Source organism: Rhizobium sp. BK529, from assembly GCF_014194105.1.
Classification (GTDB): domain Bacteria; phylum Pseudomonadota; class Alphaproteobacteria; order Rhizobiales; family Rhizobiaceae; genus Rhizobium.
Genome location: NZ_JACIAU010000001.1, coordinates 1,052,586 through 1,072,329, shown reverse-complemented (window position 1 = coordinate 1,072,329; position 19,744 = coordinate 1,052,586). Strand labels below are relative to the sequence as shown.

14 protein-coding genes are annotated in these 19,744 nt (G+C 63.3%); 5 read left to right on the top strand and 9 right to left on the bottom strand.

Going from position 1 to position 19,744, the window contains the following annotated elements; all coding sequences use genetic code 11:
- Positions 1-113 precede the first annotated feature (113 nt).
- Positions 114-5,408: a DUF4082 domain-containing protein gene (locus FHX08_RS05345; RefSeq protein WP_184326942.1), complete on the bottom strand. Its 5,295-nt coding sequence runs from the start codon at positions 5,406-5,408 to the stop codon at positions 114-116.
- A gap of 182 nt (positions 5,409-5,590) precedes the next feature.
- Here FHX08_RS05345 and FHX08_RS05340 point away from each other — a divergent pair, with 182 nt between their 5' ends.
- Complete coding sequence (locus FHX08_RS05340) at positions 5,591-6,133, top strand: DUF982 domain-containing protein (RefSeq protein WP_312862114.1); 543 nt, start codon at positions 5,591-5,593, stop codon at positions 6,131-6,133.
- A gap of 113 nt (positions 6,134-6,246) precedes the next feature.
- Positions 6,247-6,438 (top strand): hypothetical protein, encoded by a 192-nt coding sequence (locus FHX08_RS05335; RefSeq protein ID WP_132651951.1) that lies wholly within the window; start codon positions 6,247-6,249, stop codon positions 6,436-6,438.
- A gap of 16 nt (positions 6,439-6,454) precedes the next feature.
- Here the strand turns inward: FHX08_RS05335 and FHX08_RS05330 are convergent, their stop codons facing one another.
- The 8 genes from FHX08_RS05330 to FHX08_RS05295 form a co-directional block, all read right to left on the bottom strand.
- A complete protein-coding gene (locus tag FHX08_RS05330; protein WP_132651952.1) occupies positions 6,455-7,522 on the bottom strand; it encodes an alpha/beta hydrolase family protein in 1,068 nt (355 codons plus the stop codon).
- Between the two features lie 241 nt (positions 7,523-7,763).
- Positions 7,764-8,507, bottom strand: a complete 744-nt coding sequence (locus FHX08_RS05325; protein ID WP_132651953.1) for a glycerophosphodiester phosphodiesterase family protein — start codon at positions 8,505-8,507, stop codon at positions 7,764-7,766.
- A 32-nt stretch (positions 8,508-8,539) separates the two neighbouring features.
- On the bottom strand, positions 8,540-9,418 hold the full coding sequence (locus FHX08_RS05320; RefSeq protein WP_132651954.1) for an ABC transporter permease: 879 nt from the start codon (positions 9,416-9,418) through the stop codon (positions 8,540-8,542).
- Between the two features lie 111 nt (positions 9,419-9,529).
- A complete protein-coding gene (locus FHX08_RS05315; protein ID WP_132651955.1) occupies positions 9,530-10,459 on the bottom strand; it encodes an ABC transporter permease in 930 nt (309 codons plus the stop codon).
- A gap of 11 nt (positions 10,460-10,470) precedes the next feature.
- Complete coding sequence (locus FHX08_RS05310) at positions 10,471-11,454, bottom strand: ABC transporter ATP-binding protein (RefSeq protein WP_132651956.1); 984 nt, start codon at positions 11,452-11,454, stop codon at positions 10,471-10,473.
- Positions 11,451-12,467 (bottom strand): ABC transporter ATP-binding protein, encoded by a 1,017-nt coding sequence (locus FHX08_RS05305; RefSeq protein ID WP_132651957.1) that lies wholly within the window; start codon positions 12,465-12,467, stop codon positions 11,451-11,453. The genes FHX08_RS05310 and FHX08_RS05305 overlap by 4 nt, the downstream gene beginning before the upstream one ends.
- An 80-nt stretch (positions 12,468-12,547) precedes the next feature.
- A complete protein-coding gene (locus FHX08_RS05300) occupies positions 12,548-14,182 on the bottom strand; it encodes an ABC transporter substrate-binding protein (protein ID WP_132651958.1) in 1,635 nt (544 codons plus the stop codon).
- 169 nt (positions 14,183-14,351) lie between these two features.
- Positions 14,352-15,071: an HAD family hydrolase gene (locus FHX08_RS05295; RefSeq protein WP_184326941.1), complete on the bottom strand. Its 720-nt coding sequence runs from the start codon at positions 15,069-15,071 to the stop codon at positions 14,352-14,354.
- Between the two features lie 85 nt (positions 15,072-15,156).
- On the opposite strand from FHX08_RS05295, the gene FHX08_RS05290 reads away from it, so the two are divergent.
- From FHX08_RS05290 to FHX08_RS05280, 3 genes are all read left to right on the top strand, one after another.
- On the top strand, positions 15,157-16,092 hold the full coding sequence (locus FHX08_RS05290) for a sugar-binding transcriptional regulator (RefSeq protein WP_132651960.1): 936 nt from the start codon (positions 15,157-15,159) through the stop codon (positions 16,090-16,092).
- Between the two features lie 189 nt (positions 16,093-16,281).
- Positions 16,282-17,988, top strand: coding sequence for an adenylate/guanylate cyclase domain-containing protein (locus FHX08_RS05285; protein ID WP_132651961.1), 1,707 nt, complete (start codon positions 16,282-16,284; stop codon positions 17,986-17,988).
- 488 nt (positions 17,989-18,476) lie between these two features.
- Positions 18,477-19,586 carry a sulfite oxidase gene (locus FHX08_RS05280; RefSeq protein ID WP_132651962.1) on the top strand — a complete coding sequence of 370 codons (1,110 nt, stop codon included), beginning with the start codon at positions 18,477-18,479 and terminating at the stop codon, positions 19,584-19,586.
- Positions 19,587-19,744: the final 158 nt, after the last annotated feature.

Sequence of the window (19,744 nt, the reverse complement as noted above, 5' to 3'; positions counted from 1 at the left end):
CATTACTCGATGCTTGGCCTTACATCCTCGCGGCCTCTGGAGCGCCGCACGGCGCTCCATTGTTTTCGTGCAATTCCGGACGCAAAACCGCGACGCGCTTTTGCTGGAATGCTCTAGGCCGCGAGCTGCGGTTTGAACGCTACATCCACATAGTAGTTGGTGTTGTTGTAACTGGCGGTCGGGAACAGCCCGGCCGACCCGTAGGCATAGACGCCGTTATTGCCGGCAGGCGCCTTGAGATCGCCATTGGTCACATCGCTGGCGAAGTAGTTGCCGGTCGCCGAATAGTTGCCGTTCGTCGAATAGGAGACGACGTAGGTCGTATCCGCCTGGATCGCCACTTGCTGGGAAAGTGACGCAGTCTGCCAGCCGCTGGCCGTTTCATTGCTGAATGTGACGCTGCCGAGAAGCGTGCCCGAAGCGGTCCAGAGATAACCGTTGTGCGGACCCGTATTGTCGGCACCCTTGTAGAAGCGGATGCCGGTGATCCAACCGGCCGTGTCGGCCTGGAATTTCATGCCGAGATTGATCGGCTGGTTGTCGTTGGTAGCGACGATATCAGGCGTCGCATTGGCGGCAAAGAGGTTCTGCTCGGCCGCCGGATCGTTGACGGTGAGCGAGACCTGGGCCGATGCCGTGCCGCCCTGGCCGTCGGCGATGGAATAGCTGAAGCTCGCCGGCCCGGAATATCCGGCGTTCGGCGTAAAGGTGATGGTCTGCGCCTGGCTGTTGAACGTCACCGTTCCGTTGACCCCGCCGCTGGCGCCGGTGATCGTGAGCGGATCGCCGTCGGCATCCGTGTCGTTGGCAAGGAGCGCCGAGGCCTGGATGGTGATCGGCACGCCTTTGTTCGTCGAGAAGCCGCCGTCATTGGCCGCGACCGGAGCGACGTTCTGCTTGACCTGATAGACCACGTCGACCCAGTAGTTGGTGGCATTGTAGGAGGCGGTCGGGAAGAGGCTGCTAGAACCATAGGCATAGAGGCCGTTGCCGCCGCTCGAAGCGCTCGACGGCGCCGTCAGCGAACCGTTCGTGTGATCCGTGCTGAAATAGTTGGCCGTTGCCGAATAGAAGCCGTTGGAATGGTAGCTCGCCACATAGGTGACGCCGGCCGAAACGGTGATCGGCTGCGCAAAAGTCACCGTCTGCCAGCCGCTTCCCGTTTCGGCGGTGAAGGTTGCCTGCGCCAAGAGCTGGCCGCTCGCGGTCCAGAGCGAGCCGACATGCGTGCCGGTATCCTGCGCGCTCTTGTAATAGCGCAGGCCGGTGATCTCGCCGCGGGCGGACGCGATGAACTTGACGCCGAGCTCGACGGACGAATTGTCGGCGGAGGCAGACGCCGGCGCATCGGAGGTCGCAAACAGGCCGGAACCGCCGGGCTGCGCCCCGACATTGAGGCTGACGGTGGCCGACGCCGTGCCGCCATGTCCGTCCGAGATCGAATAGGAGAAGCTTGCCGCGCCCGTATAGCCGGTCGTCGGCGTGAAGGTGACGGTATTGGTCTGGCTGTTGAACGTCACCGTTCCGTGCACCGCCCCGTTGACGCCGGTGATGCTGAGCGGGTCGCCATCGGCATCAGTATCGTTTGCCAGCAGGCTGGCTGCGGCGATCGACAGCGCCGTGTTGGTATAGGTGGTATAGCCATTGTCATTGGCCGCGACGGGCACCGCGTTGCCCGTCGACTTGCTGTAGACGACATCGACCCAGTAATTCGTCGACTGGTAGGTCGATGTCGGGAAGGCCGTGCCGCCCACCGCGTAGACGCCGTTGCTGCCGGCAAGTGCGGTCAGCGAGCCGTTGGTATGATCCGTGGTGAAGTAGTTTGGCGTCGCCACATAGCTGCCGGTCGTGTGGTAGGAGGCGACATAGGTCGTGCCCGCCGTGATCTGCAGCGGGCTCGCGAAGGTCGCGGTCTGCCAGCCGGAGAGCGACTCGTTGGTGAAGGTGACGGTGGCCACCAGCGTGCCATCGGCCCTCCACAGAGAGCCGGTATGCACGCCGGTATCGCCGGCAGCCTTGTAGAAGCGGATGCCCGAGATCGTGCCGTTTGCGGAGGCGACGAACTTCATGCCGAGTTCCATCGGCGTATTGTCGTTGAAGCCGCCCCCCGTCGGCCCCTCGCCTGATGTAAACACCGTCTCGCCGGTCGGTCCCTGCTGGACGGTGAGGCTGACATTGCCCTGCGCCGTGCCGCCGCGTCCGTCCGACAGCGTATAGGTGAAGCTTGCCGGGCCGGTATAGCTGGCGCTCGGCGTGAAGATGACCGTTCCGTTCTGCTTGTCGAGAGCGACCGTGCCGTGCAGCGCATTGCCGACACCGGTGATGGTCAGCGCATCGCCATCGGCATCCGCATCGTTTGCCAGCAGCGCGGCGATGGAGACGACGAGGGTCCCGTCGTGGGAAATCACGAAGCCGCTGTCGGCGGTCGCGACCGGCTGGCTGTTCGGGCCGGCATCGAAGACCACGTCCACCCAGTAATTGGTGCCGCCGGGGCTCTGGCCGGGGAATGTGCCAGGCGTGGTGCCGTAGGCGAAGACGCCGCCGCCATCGACGGCCTTCAGCTGGCCGCTGGCATAGGGCTCGGTGAAATAGTTCTGGCTGAGCGAATAGTAGCCGTTGCTGTGATAGGAAGCGACATAGGTCGTGCCGGCCTGAATCTGGATCGGGCTGGAGAACATCACGGTCTGCCAGCCCGACAGCGATTCCCCTGTCGATACCCCGGTCGCCAGCAGCGTCCCGGTGCTGGTCCAGAGGCTGACGACATGTTCGCCGATATTATAGAAGCCCTTGTAGAAGCGGATCCCCTCCACCAGGCCTGCCTTCGTCGCCTGGAAGCGCAGGCCGAGCTCGACGGAATCGCGATCGACAGCCGTTTCGACCGCAGGCTTTTCCGCCAGCGTCCAGAGTCCCTGCGTGTCGGGCAGCGTGACGGTCACCTGCTTGCCGGCCGACGGCGCCTCCATATTGACGCTATCGTCGACGGCGCGCGACAGGATCGTATAGGTGCCGCTTGCCTGGACGACCCAGTTATAGCTCCAGTTCTCGCGGCCCGTCGCCTTGAACCAGTGCTGGCCGCCATCGGTGGAGACCTCGACGCCGGCAATGATGCCGCCGCCGAAATCCTGCGCCGTGCCCGTGATCGTCACATGCTGCCCTTCGAGGAAGCTTGCGCCGACGATGGGCGAGGTAATCGAGGAGGTTGGCTTCAGCGTATCGGTCGATTGCGTGGCGAGGATCAGGCTCGCATCGAGCGTCGTCGGCTGGATGCCCATGTCCGCGAACATGTTGACCATCGCCTGCTGCACGTTGCGATCGGTCGGCGTTGCCGGCCCCTGATGCTGATCGTTCAGCCCCCAGGACCAGAAGACGGTGCCGGCGCCGAAGACGAGCGCGCCGCTTGCCGCCCGGTACATGGTGAGGCTGTGGGTCGCCACCGCATCGCCGACCGTCGAGCCATAATCGCGCAGATAGGTGTTGACCGCGACCGAGGAGAGAGACAGGTTGATCAGTCCAGCCGGACGGAATCCGTTCTCGACATCGGAATCCCATTCGTAGCCGAGCAGGTTCTGCACCAGATTGTAGGTCTCGCCCGGCTGAAGCTCTGCGACATCGGTGTTGCGCCAGAAGCGCAGGTTCGAATAGTCGTAGGGGATGGAGATCGTATCCTGGCGGTAGCTGTCCACCTGGAACATCGTGCCCGTCAGCGAATTTTCCGGCTCCTGCCCCGGATCGGCATAACGCGGATCGCGCCAGGTGCCGGTGCCCACATTGCTCGGGTCCGTGCTCGTGCCGTAGGTCTCCTTGTAGCAGACCATGGTGCGGTAGGCCTGGCCGCTGCCGTCGATGCTGCTTTCCCAGCGGACTTTCCAGTAAACCTCGTTACCGCTCCAGAAGGCGAGGTTCACGCCGGCATCGCGCGCGGCTTCCACATTGGTGCGCTGCTCGGCCGACCAGTATTCGTCATGGCCGACGGACAGGAAGGCCTGATGGTTGAGCAAGAGGTTGCCGCTGCGCGTCGCATCGACGCCGGAAATATAGGAAACGTCGTAGCCGTTCTGCTCCAGCCACTGAATGGCCGAATGTTCGACGCCGAAGACGAAATCGTGCGAGCCGCCGACCGGGCTCGTATTGGTGATGATCGGGCGGTTGTAGCTGATCGCCGAGGCCCGGCCGATGGCCTGCAGGCCGCAGCTGCAGTTCGGCGGCAGGTAGCCGATCATGTTTGCGGGATCGACGGGGACATCGCCGTAATAGAGGCTGGCGCCGCCCCAGGCATTATAGGCCTGCCAGGTCGTATCCGAGGTCTGGAAGACGATATCGCTGTGCGAGGAGTCGTCGCGCACGACGAAGGGGATGATGCTGGCATCCTCGGTGCCATCCTCGCGCACCAGCTTGGCGAAATAGACGCCCGAGACGGCATCGTCGGGAATCTGCCAGCTTGCCGAGACCGACCAGTTGCCGCAGTCGATGAGGCCGAGCGACATGTCGACGATCGGATGCGGCTGGATCTGCGCCGTGGTCAGCTGCTGCTCGATCGAGTCGACCTTGCGCGCGCCTGCCCCGCCGTAATAGCCCATGCGGTAGATGTCGATGCGGTAATGGGTGGAATCCGTGGCGATCTTGAAATCGACCGTCCCGCCGATATTCGTGCTGATTTCGGTGGCAAAGCCCTGAATGGTGCCGTTGCCGTCGCCCTCCAGGCCCCACTCGCTGATCGGGTTGCCCGTCTTCATGTTTTCGAGCGCGATCTTGTTGAGCGTGGGCGCAGCCGCAGGCGTCGTCGTCGTATTGAGCGTCGCCGTGGCCACCGGTGTCGCGACGGACGTGCTGAGGTTCGGCTCCAGCGAGATGGACGCGATCGAGGTCTGAAGGGCGAGCGGTGTCGTGCCGGTGGAAAGGCTGAGCGGCGCCACGGTCTGGGTACCGGTATTGGTACCGCTACTCGTATCGGTCCCGGTATTCGTCAGCGTGGGGGCGGCAGGCAGCGTCGCGGCCTCCTGGGCCGGATCGGGGCCGAGCACGGTGCGCTGCAATGTCGTGACAGGTGCCTGCAGCAGCGATGTGGCCGACGCAGTCTGCAGAACGCCATCGGTCGCCGGCGCCGGTGTCGCCGTCGAGGGTGCGGAGGACGATTGCCCGCTTCCCGACAGCCCGGCGCCCGGTGACAGCAGGGAAATGGGCGACGTGACCGTATCGATTGAGGAGGATAACGGTAGCGCGCCGCCCTGGCTGGCAAAACTCTGCGAACCGCCGCCAATGCCCGTCGAGGAGACGAAAGCGGCGGTTCCTATCACTGCGCTCCAGGTGGCTGGAGCCGGACTTACGCTCAGAATTCCGCCAACGGTACTGAGATACGAGTCATTCGTGACCTGAATTCTACGCTTCAAGGACGCCCTCCCCTTCCGCAACTCCGGCTCTTTTCGGCCGTTATTACAAGACCTTCATTCTTGCACCTTTCGCGAGAAAACGGACGACAGCAATCTGGGGTATGGGGGTGGTACCCCCTACGCCCATATGATGAAGCGCTCCGCATACGGCCTTTCCTCGGCGCGGTCGCCGCCGCAATAAAGGGTGGTGAAACCCGTGCCGTATGGCCCCCTCATCCGCCTGCCGGCAGACCGCCCGAACAAGAATCCATCGCCGTCAGTGGAACTTCGGGCCGAATGTCCGGTTTGATTCCGTAAGATCACAACTCAGCATGAGGAGGCGGCAGATGATCTCTCAACATCATTCATCGCCGGTACCTGGTTCGGATGATGCGCGTTGCGCCGACACGCCCGAGGCCGACCGTGATCGCGAGGAAGCACGGGCCTGCGCCCAGCGAGGCTTTGAGGCTCTTCGCAATGGAAAAGGCCAGGATCGGGCGATACGAGAACGAAGGATACAGTCCCCCGCCGACGCTATAACGTGGTCGGTTCCGGTCGCCGTTCGAATTGGCAGCGCTCCGTCCGAATTCGTCCACGGCCCGCTCGAAGCAATTCGCTACCTCGAAGGCCGGTGGCCGGCGGTATCAGGCCCATGTCTGGACGTTGCGAGACGACGATGCGTGGAGGCCATGAACCAGATGGAGCACGCAGAGGCCGCCAGGGACGCATTCATTGCGGCGGCGTCCGAGGCGGACGTGTTGGCGTGATGCGATGAACCGCGCCGACGCCGAGGGTTATCCGATGCCCTAAGGCCTGAAACCTATTTGCCATTGTCCCGGCGAGACGGTCATGGCGCCTCGTTAAAAGGAAAGGCACTCACATGGCAAGCAAAGACAACACATCCGACAACACGGTCGGCACCGACCCGCACTCCAAGCCCGCGCGGATCCGTCAATCGAGCGAACAGGAAGCGATCCGACCCGACATCAATGACAAGGATCTCCTTATGCCGGTGGGCAAGCCCGGCGTCAGGGTGAAGGAGCGGGAAGACAAAGGACCTGCTTCAAAGTAACCGCTCCTGCGATCCCTCAGCGACCTGGCGATGTTTTAAGCCTTTGATCGAAGGCCTTGATGACCATATCGATCAATTCTCGATGGATTTCGAGGCGCGAGCGCCCATCGCTGTCTGAGCAAATGGGCTCGTCGATATCTGCGGATTTGGCCATCTCGGCCGCATCGGGTTTGCACATTCCGAAGATGCTATAGTGGCTTGCATTCCCTACTACGGAATACATGCCCTTCGGAATTGCCTTTGCAATTCCCGAGGCGAGTACGGTCAGGGGGATCGCTCCGGGCTTGCCAAGGTTTACGATCTCGACGGGGATCGAAACCTTGGAAAATGGTTCTGTCTGAAAGACATCGACCGGCGCTGGGTCGATTGCCATCGCAAACTCGATCCGCTTGTCCCGATTGTCGCGATCGGCGAGTTTCATATCCATGGCATGAAGATCGACGCCACTTTGCTTTACCCATCCGCAAAGCGAAGGATTCCGAGCGCCGTCGTCACAGTAACCCGCCAGACGGATTGGATCGATACGACCGCCAGCCAAAGCCAGGGCTGTATTGCCGCCCATCGAAAGCCCAAGCACACCTGTCCTTCCCGGCTCGATGTGATCCCCGAAAAGCGGCTGCTTTTCCAGCGCGTCCAATGTTGCACTGATATCGGCAGGCCTTAGCCAGAGCTTCATCGTTTCGGCTGCCGACCTGTGGGCCCCTCCGTTTCCGACATGAACAGGCGCTGCCACGATGAACCCCTGCCTTGCCAATGGCGTTGCAATCCAGCTCATGGCTTCAGGAGTTCCCCCCAAACCAGCGCCATGAGAGAGCAAGATCACGGGATATCTTGCGTGCGCGACAGGCGCGTCGAGCATGGCGTCCGTTCCGACAAAAAATCGACTTTCGCCGAGCGTGACAGGCTTGCCGCCGGCATCTGCCGGATACCAAACGATCACAGGGACATCTGTGCCTCGCTCTTTGGAAGGCGCCGTGGTCTGCCGCACGCCGACAAAATCACTCGCAGCGGCTGAATGCTGCGCCATCGCTGCGGGAAGGATGCCGGCACAGACCATTGCAGCGATTTTGATCAACGCTTTCATCGAATCTCCTCGTATCGGTGGGTTATGCCCCAGCTTGTCGCGGATCGAGGAGCGACACGCCCTGAATCACGATTTCGAACGTCCAGGATCACGATTGAGGTCGGCCGATGGCTGGGCAGACAGCACGGCGGCGGCGACCCGACGACAAGGCATCGTCATTCAGAGCGGGTGGCGGTAGCTGCGCGATGATGCATGCCTCGCCCTCCTCCCGCCCTGCGGGAGAAGGCAATCTCGCATCCGCTCAGGCAGCGAGGCCGGCGCGCAGGTTTAGGGCGAGGTCCGGACTGTCGGAGGTCAGGCTGCCGATGCCGCGCGCGAGCCAATGGCGGATGCCGGCCTCGTCGTTGAGCGTCCACACACAGAGCCGCTCCATCGGCAGCCGGCTGCGGATCATGTCCCATTCCGCCTCCATCAGCTCGTGATGGATGGCGACGATCTCCACCAGCCCGTCCACGCGGTCGATGAAGGCGGCAAGCCCGCCCTGTTTCTCGGCCCAGGCGGCATTGACGGAGACGAGGCGTGAAACCTCGGGCGCATGGCGGCGGCAATCCTCCAGAACCGACGTGTCGAAGGACGTCAGATAGGAACGCTCGCCGACACCGAAGCGGGCAAGCTCGGCTGCGACGCGCGCGGCGATCTCGGGATAAGGCGTGCCGGTCTCGTCGATCTTGATCTCGACATGCAGGTCGATGTCCCTGTTTGCGGCAAGCACCCCGAGCACTTCGGCAAGCGTCGGGATCGCCTCATCAGTGCCTTTCAGCAGGGTCGCCTTGCGGGCCTCGACCGAAAGATCCTGCACGGGGCCTGAGCCTTCGGCGGTGCGCTCCAGTGTGGCATCGTGGATGACGACGAGTTCGCCCGCGCGCGTCAGGTGTACGTCGAACTCGATGGCGTCGACACCGAGCATGATGGCGTTGCGGAAGCCGGTGAGCGAGTTTTCGGGCCAGAGGTTGCGGGCGCCGCGATGGCCGGTGATATCAGTCATGGAATATCCTTCACTATATCGATTTCAAGGCATTAGCGGATGGTCGGGTCGAGCTTGTCGCGCAGCCAGTCGCCGACGAGCGAGATCGACAGCGTCGTCAGCATGATGACGACGGATGGAGCCAGCATGATCCAGGGCGCGCGCGTCAGATATTCGCGCCCGAAGCCCACCATGTTGCCGAGGCTGGTTTCCGGCGGCTGCACCCCGAGGCCGAGGAAGGAGAGACCGCTTTCCATCAGGATGATCTCGGGGAAAGTCAGCGTCATGGAGACGATCAGCGTCGAGGCGACATTCGGCAGGATATGATGCAGGTAGACGCGCGCAGGCGTGGCGCCAAGCTGCACCACTGCCGCCGCATAACCCTGCGCGCCGGCGGAAATCGCAAGGCCGCGGGCGATGCGCGCATAGCGCTCCCAGCCGTAGAAACCCATGAGGCAGACGAGCAGCAGCATGGAGGAGCCGAAGAAGGCGAGCACCGCCAGCGACATGATGAGGAAAGGCAGCGCCGCCTGGAAATCGGCGAGCATCAGCACGAGATGTTCCACGAAGCCGCGGAACCGCGCCGCCAGGAACCCGAGCAGCGTGCCGAAGACGGCCGAGAGGATCGTCGCGCCAAAGGCGATGACGAGCGACACGCGGATCGACTGGATGAGGCGCGAAAGCACGTCGCGGCCGAGTTCGTCCGTGCCGAGCAGATGCTTGAACCCGCCCGGCGCCGAAAGCCGGCTGCTGAGATCCATGGCCGTGATGTTGAACGGACGGATATAATCAGCAAAGACGGCGGTCAGGACCATTGCCGCAAGCCACAGCAGGCCGAACGCCACCGACAGCGGCAGGTTGCGGCGCAGGAGGGAGACGAGGCGGTTGGGCTTTGCGGAAGCCGGCGTGGCGGCGAGATCGACAGTTGCCATCGGTTTTCTCCTAGAGCAATTCCAGCAAAAGTGTGCAGCGGCTTTGCGTCCGGAATTGCGTAAAAACAAAGAGGTAGAGCATTTCGCCATTCGAAGAAAAACGGAAATGCTCTAATGTCCGGCCGCGTGCGAGCGAAGGCGCGGATCGAGCCAGCCGTAGAGCAGATCGACGACGAGGTTCGAGACGACCATGGCGACGGCGATGATCAGCAGGATGCACTGGACGACGGCAAGGTCGCGATTGGTGACCGAGACCACCAGCAGGCGACCGATGCCCGGCCAGGAAAAGATCGATTCCACCACGACCGCACCGGCAATCAGCGAGCCGACCATGAAGCCGACGATCGTGACGATCGGCACCGCCGCATTGGGCAATGCATGGTTCCAGACCACGTCGCGCCAGGTCAGCCCCTTGGCCGAGGCGGTGCGAATATAGGGCTGGCCCATCACCTCGATCATGGCGCTGCGCGAAAAGCGGGCGAGGATGCCGATGCCGCCGATGCTGAGCGTCAGCGTCGGCAGGATGCCGTGCACCCAGGTATCCTGCCCGCCGGACGGCAGCCAGCCGAGGATGACCGAGAAGATCAGCACGAGCACCAGGCCCATGACGAAGGATGGAATGGTGAAGCCGAGAACGGCGAGCAGGATGACGCCGCGGTCCGAAAAGCTCTGCCGGTGCAGCGCCGCATAGACGCCTGAGGGAATGCCGAAGACGAGCTTGAGGATAAGCGCCGGCACCGTCAGCTGCAGCGTCGCCGGCACGCGTTCCAGCACCAGATCGAGCGCCGAAGCCTTGTCGCGCATCGAGACGCCGAAATCGCCCGTGAAGATCGACCTGATATAGGCGAGATATTGAATCCAGAGCGGCTGGTCGAGGCCCCATGCCTTGCGGAAGGCATCGACCGCCTCCTTCGGCACGTCAGGCCCGAGCATGACGGTCGCGGGATCACCCGACATGCGCAGTACGACGAAGGCGAAAGTGACGACCGCCATGATGGTGAGGATTGCACGGAACAGGCGCACGAGAACGAAACGGATCATGGAACCCTCCCCTATGCCGCGACCGGCCTGGTTTCGCCCGCCACGACATGGCAGGCGGCGGTACGGCCCTCGCCGATGCCGACAAGTTCCGGCACGACGGAACGGCAGATCTCGCGCGCCAGCGGACAGCGGGGGTGGAAGGCGCAGCCGGAGGGGCGGTTCGCCGGGTTCGGCGGCTCGCCCTGCAGGATCACGCGGCCTTCGAGCCGTTTGCCGGGGATGGGCACGCTGGACACCAACGCCTTCGTGTAGGGGTGCTGCGGCGCCCGGAAGATGGCGTCGGAGGAAGCCTCCTCGACGATGCGGCCGAGATACATGACCGCGACACGGTCGGCGATATTGCGCACCACCTTCAGGTCGTGGCTGATGAACACCATGGCGATGCCGTTTTTCTCCTGCAGGTCGCGCATCATGTTGACCACCTGCGCCTGGATGGAGACATCGAGCGCTGAAACCGGCTCGTCGCAGACGATGAGCTTCGGCCGCGAGGCGAGCGCCCGGGCGATCACCACACGCTGGCGCTGGCCGCCTGAAAGCTCGTGCGGATAACGGTCGGCCTGGTCGGCGCGCAGGCCGACGGCCCGCATCAGTTCCGTCACCCGGTCAGCCTGATGCGCTCTTGGGATGAGCTTGTGGATATCGAGCGGCTCGGCGATCTGCTTCGCTATCGTCACGCGGCGGTCGAGTGCGGCGAGCGGGTCCTGGAAGACGAGCTGCATTTTTGCGCGCAGCGCGCGCCATTCCCCCGTGCTGCGCGCCGGCATCGGATGTCCCTGGAAGCGCACGCTGCCTTCCTGCGCATCGTCGATGCCGAGCAGCATGCGCCCGAGCGTCGATTTGCCGGAGCCGGATTCGCCGACGATGCCGAGCGTTTCGCCCGGCGCGACCTGGAGCGAGACGCCGTCGACGGCGCGCACCGGCGTCGGCCGGCCGAAGAGGCCGCGGCGGATCTGATAGATGCGGACGAGATCCCGGGCTTCGATGAGCGGCGTCATTGCAGCAGGCCCTCAGTGATACGGGAGGTCAGTGTCTCGGCGGCAGCTGCGACCGGCACCGGCCTTATGCAGGCGAGCTTGCGGCCGCCCTCGAGCGAAACGAGCGGCGGGCGCTCGCTCCCGCAGGCCTCCACGGCGCGCGAACAGCGCGGCGAGAAGGAACAGCCCGCCGGCAGATCTTTCGGATTGGGAACGGTGCCGGGAATGGGGATCAGCCGTTCGCGGCCGCCATCAAGGCGGGGAATGGCGTCGAACAGGCCGCGGGTATAGGGGTGGCGCGGCTCGGAGAACAGCTGTTCGACACTGCCCTCTTCGACGATGCGCCCGGCATACATGACGCAGACGCGCTCGCAGACCTGGCTGACGGCGCCGAGATCGTGGCTGATGAAAACGGTCGCCATGCCGGTTTCGGCGCGAAGGCGGATCAGGAGATCGAGGATCTGCGCCTGGATCGTCGCATCGAGCGCGGTGGTCGGCTCGTCGGCGATCAGAAGGTCGGGCTCGCCGGCGAGCGCCATGGCGATCATCAGGCGCTGGCACTGGCCGCCGGAAAACTCGTGCGGGTAGAGATCGAAGCGGCGGCGCGCATCGGGAATGCCGACCATGTCGATCAGCCTGAGCGCCTCGGCCTTTGCCGCGTCGCCCCTGAGCCCGCGATGGACCGACAGCGCCTCGGAAATCTGCCGGCCGATGCGCAGTACCGGATTGAGCGAGCTGGACGGATCCTGGAAGATCATGGCGATGCGGCTGCCGCGCACGCTTTCGAGCACGGTGCGCGATCCGCCGACGAGCTCGCTGCCTTCCAGCTTCACCGAGCCGGAAACACTGGCCTTGCCCGGCAGCAGACCGAGGGCCGCAAGCCACGTGACCGACTTGCCGCAGCCGGATTCGCCGACGAGGCCGAGCGCCTCGCCTTTGGCGACGTCGAGATCGATGCCGTGGAGAACCTGCACGCCGTCGAAGGCGACCGTCAGGTCACGCAGTTCCACGAGATTGGAGCCGGTCGCGCCCATTTTTCATCCCCGCTCTTCGTTGCATCAAAAACAGGATCTCCGGCAGCCCTTCAGGCGCCGGAGACCGAGTGACGAGCCGATCAGATCGACCAGTTGGCGGCGCGGAAGTCCATGGCGAAGGCCGGAGCGGCCTTCCACTTCAGCGACGACTTCATGCCGGTGAAGACGGCATTCTGGTGCAGGACCTGATAGACCGGGTCTTCGCGCTCGGCGATGTCAAGCATGCGGGCGATGGCCTTCTTGCGCAGCGCCCGGTCGGTCGAGGTTTCCATGACGACGGCGAGCTTGTTCATCTCCTCGTTCGTCCAGTCCTTCTTCTGCTGCACTTCGCCATTCGGGCCGAACTGCACGACCATCGGCGTGATCGGGTCGTTGATCGTGTTGGAGGCCGACCAGTCGCGCACGCCCTTGACACCGGCCGGGTCGTGGATCTGCGCCCAGTTTTCCTTCATCTCGATCTCGACATTGAGGCCGACCTGCTTCCACATCTCGACCATGATCTGGCCGTTGGCCGTCTGGTTCGTGTAGTAGTTGTTGAGCAGGCGGTAAGGGATCGCATCGCCCTTGTAATTGGCCTGCTTCAAGAGGTCCTTGGCGAGATTGGGATCGTAAGCCGGAGGCGCCCAGCCTTCGATGAACATGTCGGAGCCGCGGAAGGATTCGAACTGCAGGCCGGCCGGGATGACCGTCTTGCCGCCCCACAGCGCATCGACGATCGCCTGACGGTCGATGGCATGGGTCATGGCGCGGCGAACCAGCGGATTGGCGAGGATCTGGTTCTGGGTGTTGAAGACGGAGATGCGGTGGTTCCAGATCGTCGAGTTCTGGACTTCATAGCCCGGAGCGGCCTGGACGGCGGCAATCTGATCCGGCGGCAGGTCGCAGGCGAAGTCGTATTCGCCGGACAAGAGGCCGTTGACGCGCGAGGCGACCTCGGGAACTTCCACGAAGCGGATCTGCTCGAGCGGCGGGCGGCCGCCCCAATATTCGTCGAAGGCGAGGAGCGTCAGCGAAACGTCGGGCTTGTATTCGCCGACCATGTAGGGGCCGGTCGTGATCGGCTTGCGCGACCATTCGGTAAAGCTTGCGGCCTCATCCCAGGCGCGGCGGTTGGTGATCTGGCTGCCGCCGGAATAGAGGCGGCCTTCCAGCGTCACGTCAGGCGTCGTGTTGTGCAGACGCACGGTATACTTGTCGACGATCTCGATGCCGGCAAGCGCCGGCCACAGGCGACGGCCGACGCCGGGCACGGTCGCCGGCAGTTCCTTGGCGGTCGCAGGCTTGTGATCGGATTCGAAAATCGTCTTGCCGCCGGCAGGTTCGGTATTCCCGAACACACGCTCCCTGGAGAAGGAGAAGGCGACATCCTCGGCGGTCATTTCGTCGCCGTTGTGGAACTTGACGCCCTGGCGCAGCTTCAGTTCGAGCGTCTTGTCGTCGATGCGCTTCCATTCGGTGGCAAGACCCGGAACCGGACCCTGGTTGCCCATCCAGTCGCGCAGGATGAGACCTTCCCAGAGGTTCGGATAGAAGATGCGCTCGCCGACATTGGACTGCTCGTGATAGACGTCAAGCGAATTGTTGTTGGTAATCTTCTGCACCGCGATGGTGATGGAAGGACGTTTGGCCTGGCTGAAGGCCATGCGCGGCAGAATGAGCGTACCGGCGGTGGCGCCGAGAAGGCCGAGCGCGCCGCGTCGATTGATCGAAAGCATCGGAAACTCCTTGTGTCTTGACCGGCGGGCCCCCCGGCTCGCGGCCTTGGTTCTTAGGATCAGCTCCATGTCGCCCGAACGACGGCTTCATGAAGTTTCGGTTACATCTGCCCTTCGCGGGTGCCGCGAAGAGCCAGTCCAGCGCGCGAAAACCTCGGCCCGCGCGAGATCAGCCAGTGGTCTCCACCGCCGGTTTTCTTTCGGAAGACGCCCGCTCCTTTTCAGGGGGCAAAAGCCCCTTGAGCGCGATCGCCAGTTCCCCTGCTCCCTCGACCGTCTGCAGAGCGCCGGCCGCCTTCAGCGCCTCATGCCGTCCGCTGCGCGGATCGGCCGGATCGACGAAGCCGACCGCCGCCATGCCGGCTGCAACCGCACCCGCGATTCCGAGTGCGCTGTCATCGATCACGAGGCAGCGGCGCGGTTCGACGCCGAGATTTTCGGCGCAGAGCAGGAAGAGATCCGGAGCGGGCTTCGGTCTCGCCACCATCTCGGCGCTGTAGATATGCGGGGAGAACTCCGTCCAGAGGTCGAATAGGCCTAGGCTGCGGCGCAGCCGCTCCATGTCGCTGTTGGATGCGACGCATTTGCGCTGCTTGAGATCCCGCACCAGCTTTTCCATGCCGGCCATCGGCTGCAGCGAGCGGGAGAATTCCTCGTAGAGCGCGCTTTTGGCATCGGCAAAGACGCGGTCGGGATCGGCAAGGCCGAGTTCTTCCCTGCAGAGGCGCCGGCCCTCCTCCCCCGAAAGACCGGTGAAGCGGCGGTGGACCTCGGCATGGCTCAGGGGAATACCGGCGCGTTGCAGGGCCTGCGCCAGCGTGCCGCTGGCCACCGGCTCGCTGTCGATCAATACGCCATCGCAATCGAAGATCAGAAGTTCTATCGTCATGCTCAGCGCATTACGTTACATTTGTTACACCTATGTGATGTTTGTAACGCCACTGCATTTTGTGGCGCATTCAGGACAGGAATTTATGGAATCCCACGAGCTGAAAATCCGGGCGGCATGGCTCTACCACGTGGAGGGACTGACGCAGGCGCAGATCGCTGAGCGCATGAACCTCACCCGCCGCAGGGTGAACGAATATCTCGCCGCCGCCCTGGAGGAAGGCATCGTCAGGGTGAGCTTCGCCTCCCCGCTTGCCGCCGGGGTGGAGCTCGAATCGCGCCTGCAGGAGCGTTTCGGACTGGAGGCGGCGATCGTCGTTCCGACCCCTGCCGATCCGCAGCTTCTGCACCAGGCGCTCGGCCGTGGTGCCGCCGCCTATCTCGACCGGCTGATTGCGGCCCGCAGGCCCCGCTCGATCGGCGTCGGCTGGGGCGCGACGCTGAGGGAAACCGTCACCCATATGACACCTGCAAGCGAGCCTGACATCGAGGTGCGTTCGATGATGGGTGGGCTGACGCGCGGTTCGGAGATCAACACGTTCGAGATCGTGCGCGCCTTCGCGCAGGTCCTGAAGGCGCAATGCCATTATTTCGCAGCACCGATCTATGCCGAGAGCCCGCAATCGCGCGAGGCGATCATCTCGCAATCGGTTTTCGAGCGGATCTTCCGGCAGACCTGCGAGGTGGATATTTCCTTTCTCAGCGTCGGCGACGTGACACGCCAATCCCTCCAGGTGCGCTACGGCCTGCCGCCCGGAACCGATGTCAGCGACCTCATCGCCGTCGGCGCCGTCGGCGATCTGCTCGGCCGCTATATCGACGCCGAGGGCCGCCTCGTCGCCCATCCGCTGAACGCCCAGGTGCTCGCCCCCGAACTTTCCGACTACCGCAAGATCCCCTGCCGCATCGTCGCCTCCGGCGGCGCCCACAAACACGCCATCCTCAGCGCCACGTTGCGGTCGGGACTGGCGACCGCGCTGGTGACGGACGAAGAGAGCGCGAGGGCGCTGCTGGCGGGCTGATGGGGTGGGATGTGCCCGCCGTAGGATGATGGCGGCGGGCCGCGCATCGCCCGCTTTGCGCCAATCAGAGACATTCGCCAAGCCCCCGGCCGTGGCCAATATGGGAATCGGATGCGGCCTCTTACCACTTGTTGACTCACCCGCGGTTGAACAATAACTTGCTAATTTGGTCGTTGGGCTTGTCCTCACATGACGGATCAATCTCTTCAGCGTCGCCTTGCCGCCATCGTCGTTGCCGATGTGGTGGGATATTCGCGCCTGATGGAGGCTGATGAAGTCGCAACGCTTGATAACCTCAGGGAACTGCGTGCTGACATTATCGAGCCGGCCGTGGCGCGCCACAAAGGTCGCATCTTCAAGGTCATGGGCGACGGATTCCTGATCGAATTCGGCAGCGCGGTGGAAGCGGTGGCCGCAGCGTTGGAAATGCAACGGGCCACCGCAGCTGTCGAGGCTTCCGAAGACCGGCGCCTGCTTTTGCGTATAGGCGTCAACCTGGGAGATGTCATCGACGACGGCTCGGACGTCCTCGGCGACGGGGTCAATGTCGCGGCGCGCCTCGAAAGACAGGCCGCCCCGGGAGGCATCTGCATCTCAGCCAGCGTTCACGGCGAGATCGTCGGCAAGATCGACGACCGGTTCTTCGATGCAGGCGAACGCTACCTGAAGAACCTGACTCGCCCGGTCCACCTGTGGCATTGGCCGGATGCGCTGGAGAGCACATTGCCGCTGCCCGAATGTCCCTCGATCGCTGTATTGCCGTTCACGAATATGAGCGGGGATGAGACGGACGCGCCTTTCGTCGACGGCTTGACCGACGACCTGATCACCGATCTTTCCCGTACGGCCGGCCTGTTCGTCATCGCGCGCAATTCCGTATACGGCTACAAGGGCAAGGCGGTCGACGTAAAGCTGGTCGCCCAGGAACTCGGCGTCCGCTACGTCCTCGAGGGAAGCGCCAGACGCGCAATGGGCCGTGTCCGCATCAATGCCCAATTGGTCGACACGCTTGGCGGCCGGCACTTGTGGGCCGAGCGGTTCGACAGGACGGTGGAAGATGTTTTCGAGTTGCAGGATGAAGTCAACGCCAAGATCGTCGAGGCCCTCGTCGGCCGGCTGACCATCCCGGTTCAGCGCAATCGGCCGAAGAACTTTGAGGCATACGATCTGTGTGTACGCGCCCGCCTCCTGACGGAAGAGTCGCCGCAGACCGAGCGTGAGGCCTATATGCTGCTCCAGCGCGCGGTTCAGCTCGAGCCATCCTATGCCGAGGCGCTCGGCCTGCTCGCCTATAACCGCTGGCTGGCCTGGACGCATTTCGGCGAGCCCGAAGATCCGAACCGTCAGATGGCGGTGACATCGGCGCAGAAGGCAGTCGAGCTCGACCCCAACGATGCCGGCTGCCGTTACGTGCTGGGGACCATTCTGGCCTATGAGCGGCGATGGGAGGAATCTGAGGCCGCCTTCTCCACAGCCCTGGAGCTGGACCCCAACCACGCCGACACCTGGGCCGCCATGTCGGACGTGTCCGTGCTGGCCGGCAGGATTGCCGACGGACTGGCGCAGATCGAAAAAGCTCTGCGGCTCAATCCCTATCCAGCCTGCTGGTATCTTTGTCATCTCGGGCAGGCGCAATACGCTGCGCGTGACTATGAGGCGGCGAAAGCGACACTCCGCAGGGAAGACACCTATCGCACCAACTCCCGCAAATTCCTGGCTGCGACGCTTGCGCAGTTGGGCCACCATGACGAAGCGCGGCGAGAAGCGGAACTGTTCCTGATCGCCCACCCTCATTTCACGATCGGCCACTGGGTCAGCTCCCAGCCGCTGCGCGATGCATCCGTACGCGACCACTTTGTCGACGGCTTCCGAAAGGCCGGCCTGCCGGAGATGTGACAGGGGAACAATCGCGCCTGTGAGGACGGCGACCAAATCACCATCGATGCCCGTCGGCAACTTCTGCAGCTCGACGTCCCGATGAGGAGATTGCGAGACGCGAAGCCTCTGGAGCCAGCCGAAACCGCGCTACAGGCACGGCGTCCTCGCCAAGTTCGCTGCCTTGGTCCAACTCGCGAACGAAGGAGCGGTGCGGCATTCCCTCTTTTCGGTTCGCCGGCATTCCGATAATCTGGCAGCCTAATCTGATTGGCTTTGTTCTCAGTGAGTTGCATGTGGTGGCGCCATCATGGCCCGTGACGAGATCGCGAGGGCCGATGCTAAGGATCCGAAGCGCGAAGGACGGAAGTATCCGCCAGCACTGACTCCACGTGAGAAATTCAATCTAATCAAGAAGTCGTTCGGGCAGAGCGATGGCTTCGGTTAATTGCTGACCTGACCCCAAATCCCCCAGATCTAGGTAGAGCCCGAAAGGGAAGACGAGGAAGATGCCGACACCACAGCAACCCGGTCTGATAGTTCGACAGAAATCCCCACAAAACATCGAGTTTCCGTTTGCTTCGCTCTCCGATTGGCTGATCCCAACCGAACTGTTCTTCGTGCGAAACCATTTCCCGTCGCCCAACCTCGATGCGCGAGACTGGAAATTGCGCGTTGGCGGGGCGGTGGAGCGGCCGATCGAACTTGACCTCGACAGCATCAAGGCGATGCGGAGCACGACTTTGACCGCCGTCGTCGAGTGCGCAGGCAACGGGCGCGTCTACTATGAGCCGCCGCGGGAGGGGTTGCAGTGGCAAAACGGAGCCGTCGGCAATGCTGCGTGGACAGGTGTTCTCCTGCGCGAGATTTTGGAAATGGCGGGCGTCAAGCCAACCGCATGCGAGGTTCTGCTCACAGGCGCCGACAGCGGCGTCGTCGACTCGAACAAGAAAACGGCTTCTCCCGGCCCCATCGCGTTTGCGCGCAGTTTGCCGCTTGAGAAGGCCATTGCCGACAGCACGATCCTTGCCTATTCGATGAATGACGAGCCGTTGACGCGCGATCACGGCTATCCGCTGCGCGCGGTCGTGGGTGGCTGGTTCGGCATGGCCTGGGTCAAGTGGATCACGCATATCACGGTTGTGGAGCAACCGTTCCTTGGCTACTGGCAGGCGCGCGACTATTTCCGTTGGGAGCGCAGCCTCGGGGAACCCACGCTCGTCCCCCTTGCGCAGATGGAGGTCAAATCGCAGATCGCGCGTCCCGTACAGGGAGCGCAACTCGTCGTCGGCCAACCGTACCGGATTTTCGGAGCCGCCTGGAGCGGAGAGGCTGCTATCCGGCAGGTGCAGGTCTGTACTGGAGATGGCAGGGGCTGGCGCGAGGGAAGGCTCCTCGAAACAGAACGTCCCTTTGCATGGCGCTTGTGGGAGTACATGTGGACCCCTGAAGAAGTGGGGCAATATACACTGCGATGCCGCGCAACCGATGCGGCGGGCTGCGTGCAGCCCGACCACCAGCGTTCCGACTGCGAGAGCTACGTGGCCAACTGGATCGTTCCGGTGGAGGTTACGGTCGTTCCCGAGCCACAGACGTACGAGGAGGAATTCGTGATCTGATCCCCGCATGGGGCGGAATGGCGACTTGGCGCAACTGCCTGAGGGCGAAGCTCGGGCCGAGCTCGATGGACAGCTCGGCCGCCAGAATCGCCTGGCCGGCCCTGCCCATATAGGCCGACACGATCGCCAGCGCATAATGCGCATAGGGATTGCGAGCG

Excerpts from the sequence above, each read along its gene's own strand:
- FHX08_RS05340 (WP_312862114.1), top strand. The coding sequence starts at position 5,591 with ATGGCCCCCTCATCCGCCTGCCGGCAGACCGCCCGAACAAGAATCCAT.
- FHX08_RS05335 (WP_132651951.1), top strand. The coding sequence starts at position 6,247 with ATGGCAAGCAAAGACAACACATCCGACAACACGGTCGGCACCGACCCG.
- FHX08_RS05330 (WP_132651952.1), bottom strand. The coding sequence starts at position 7,522 with ATGAAAGCGTTGATCAAAATCGCTGCAATGGTCTGTGCCGGCATCCTT.
- FHX08_RS05325 (WP_132651953.1), bottom strand. The coding sequence starts at position 8,507 with ATGACTGATATCACCGGCCATCGCGGCGCCCGCAACCTCTGGCCCGAA.
- FHX08_RS05320 (WP_132651954.1), bottom strand. The coding sequence starts at position 9,418 with ATGGCAACTGTCGATCTCGCCGCCACGCCGGCTTCCGCAAAGCCCAAC.
- FHX08_RS05315 (WP_132651955.1), bottom strand. The coding sequence starts at position 10,459 with ATGATCCGTTTCGTTCTCGTGCGCCTGTTCCGTGCAATCCTCACCATC.
- FHX08_RS05310 (WP_132651956.1), bottom strand. The coding sequence starts at position 11,454 with ATGACGCCGCTCATCGAAGCCCGGGATCTCGTCCGCATCTATCAGATC.
- FHX08_RS05305 (WP_132651957.1), bottom strand. The coding sequence starts at position 12,467 with ATGGGCGCGACCGGCTCCAATCTCGTGGAACTGCGTGACCTGACGGTC.
- FHX08_RS05300 (WP_132651958.1), bottom strand. The coding sequence starts at position 14,182 with ATGCTTTCGATCAATCGACGCGGCGCGCTCGGCCTTCTCGGCGCCACC.
- FHX08_RS05295 (WP_184326941.1), bottom strand. The coding sequence starts at position 15,071 with ATGACGATAGAACTTCTGATCTTCGATTGCGATGGCGTATTGATCGAC.
- FHX08_RS05290 (WP_132651960.1), top strand. The coding sequence starts at position 15,157 with ATGGAATCCCACGAGCTGAAAATCCGGGCGGCATGGCTCTACCACGTG.
- FHX08_RS05285 (WP_132651961.1), top strand. The coding sequence starts at position 16,282 with ATGACGGATCAATCTCTTCAGCGTCGCCTTGCCGCCATCGTCGTTGCC.
- FHX08_RS05280 (WP_132651962.1), top strand. The coding sequence starts at position 18,477 with ATGCCGACACCACAGCAACCCGGTCTGATAGTTCGACAGAAATCCCCA.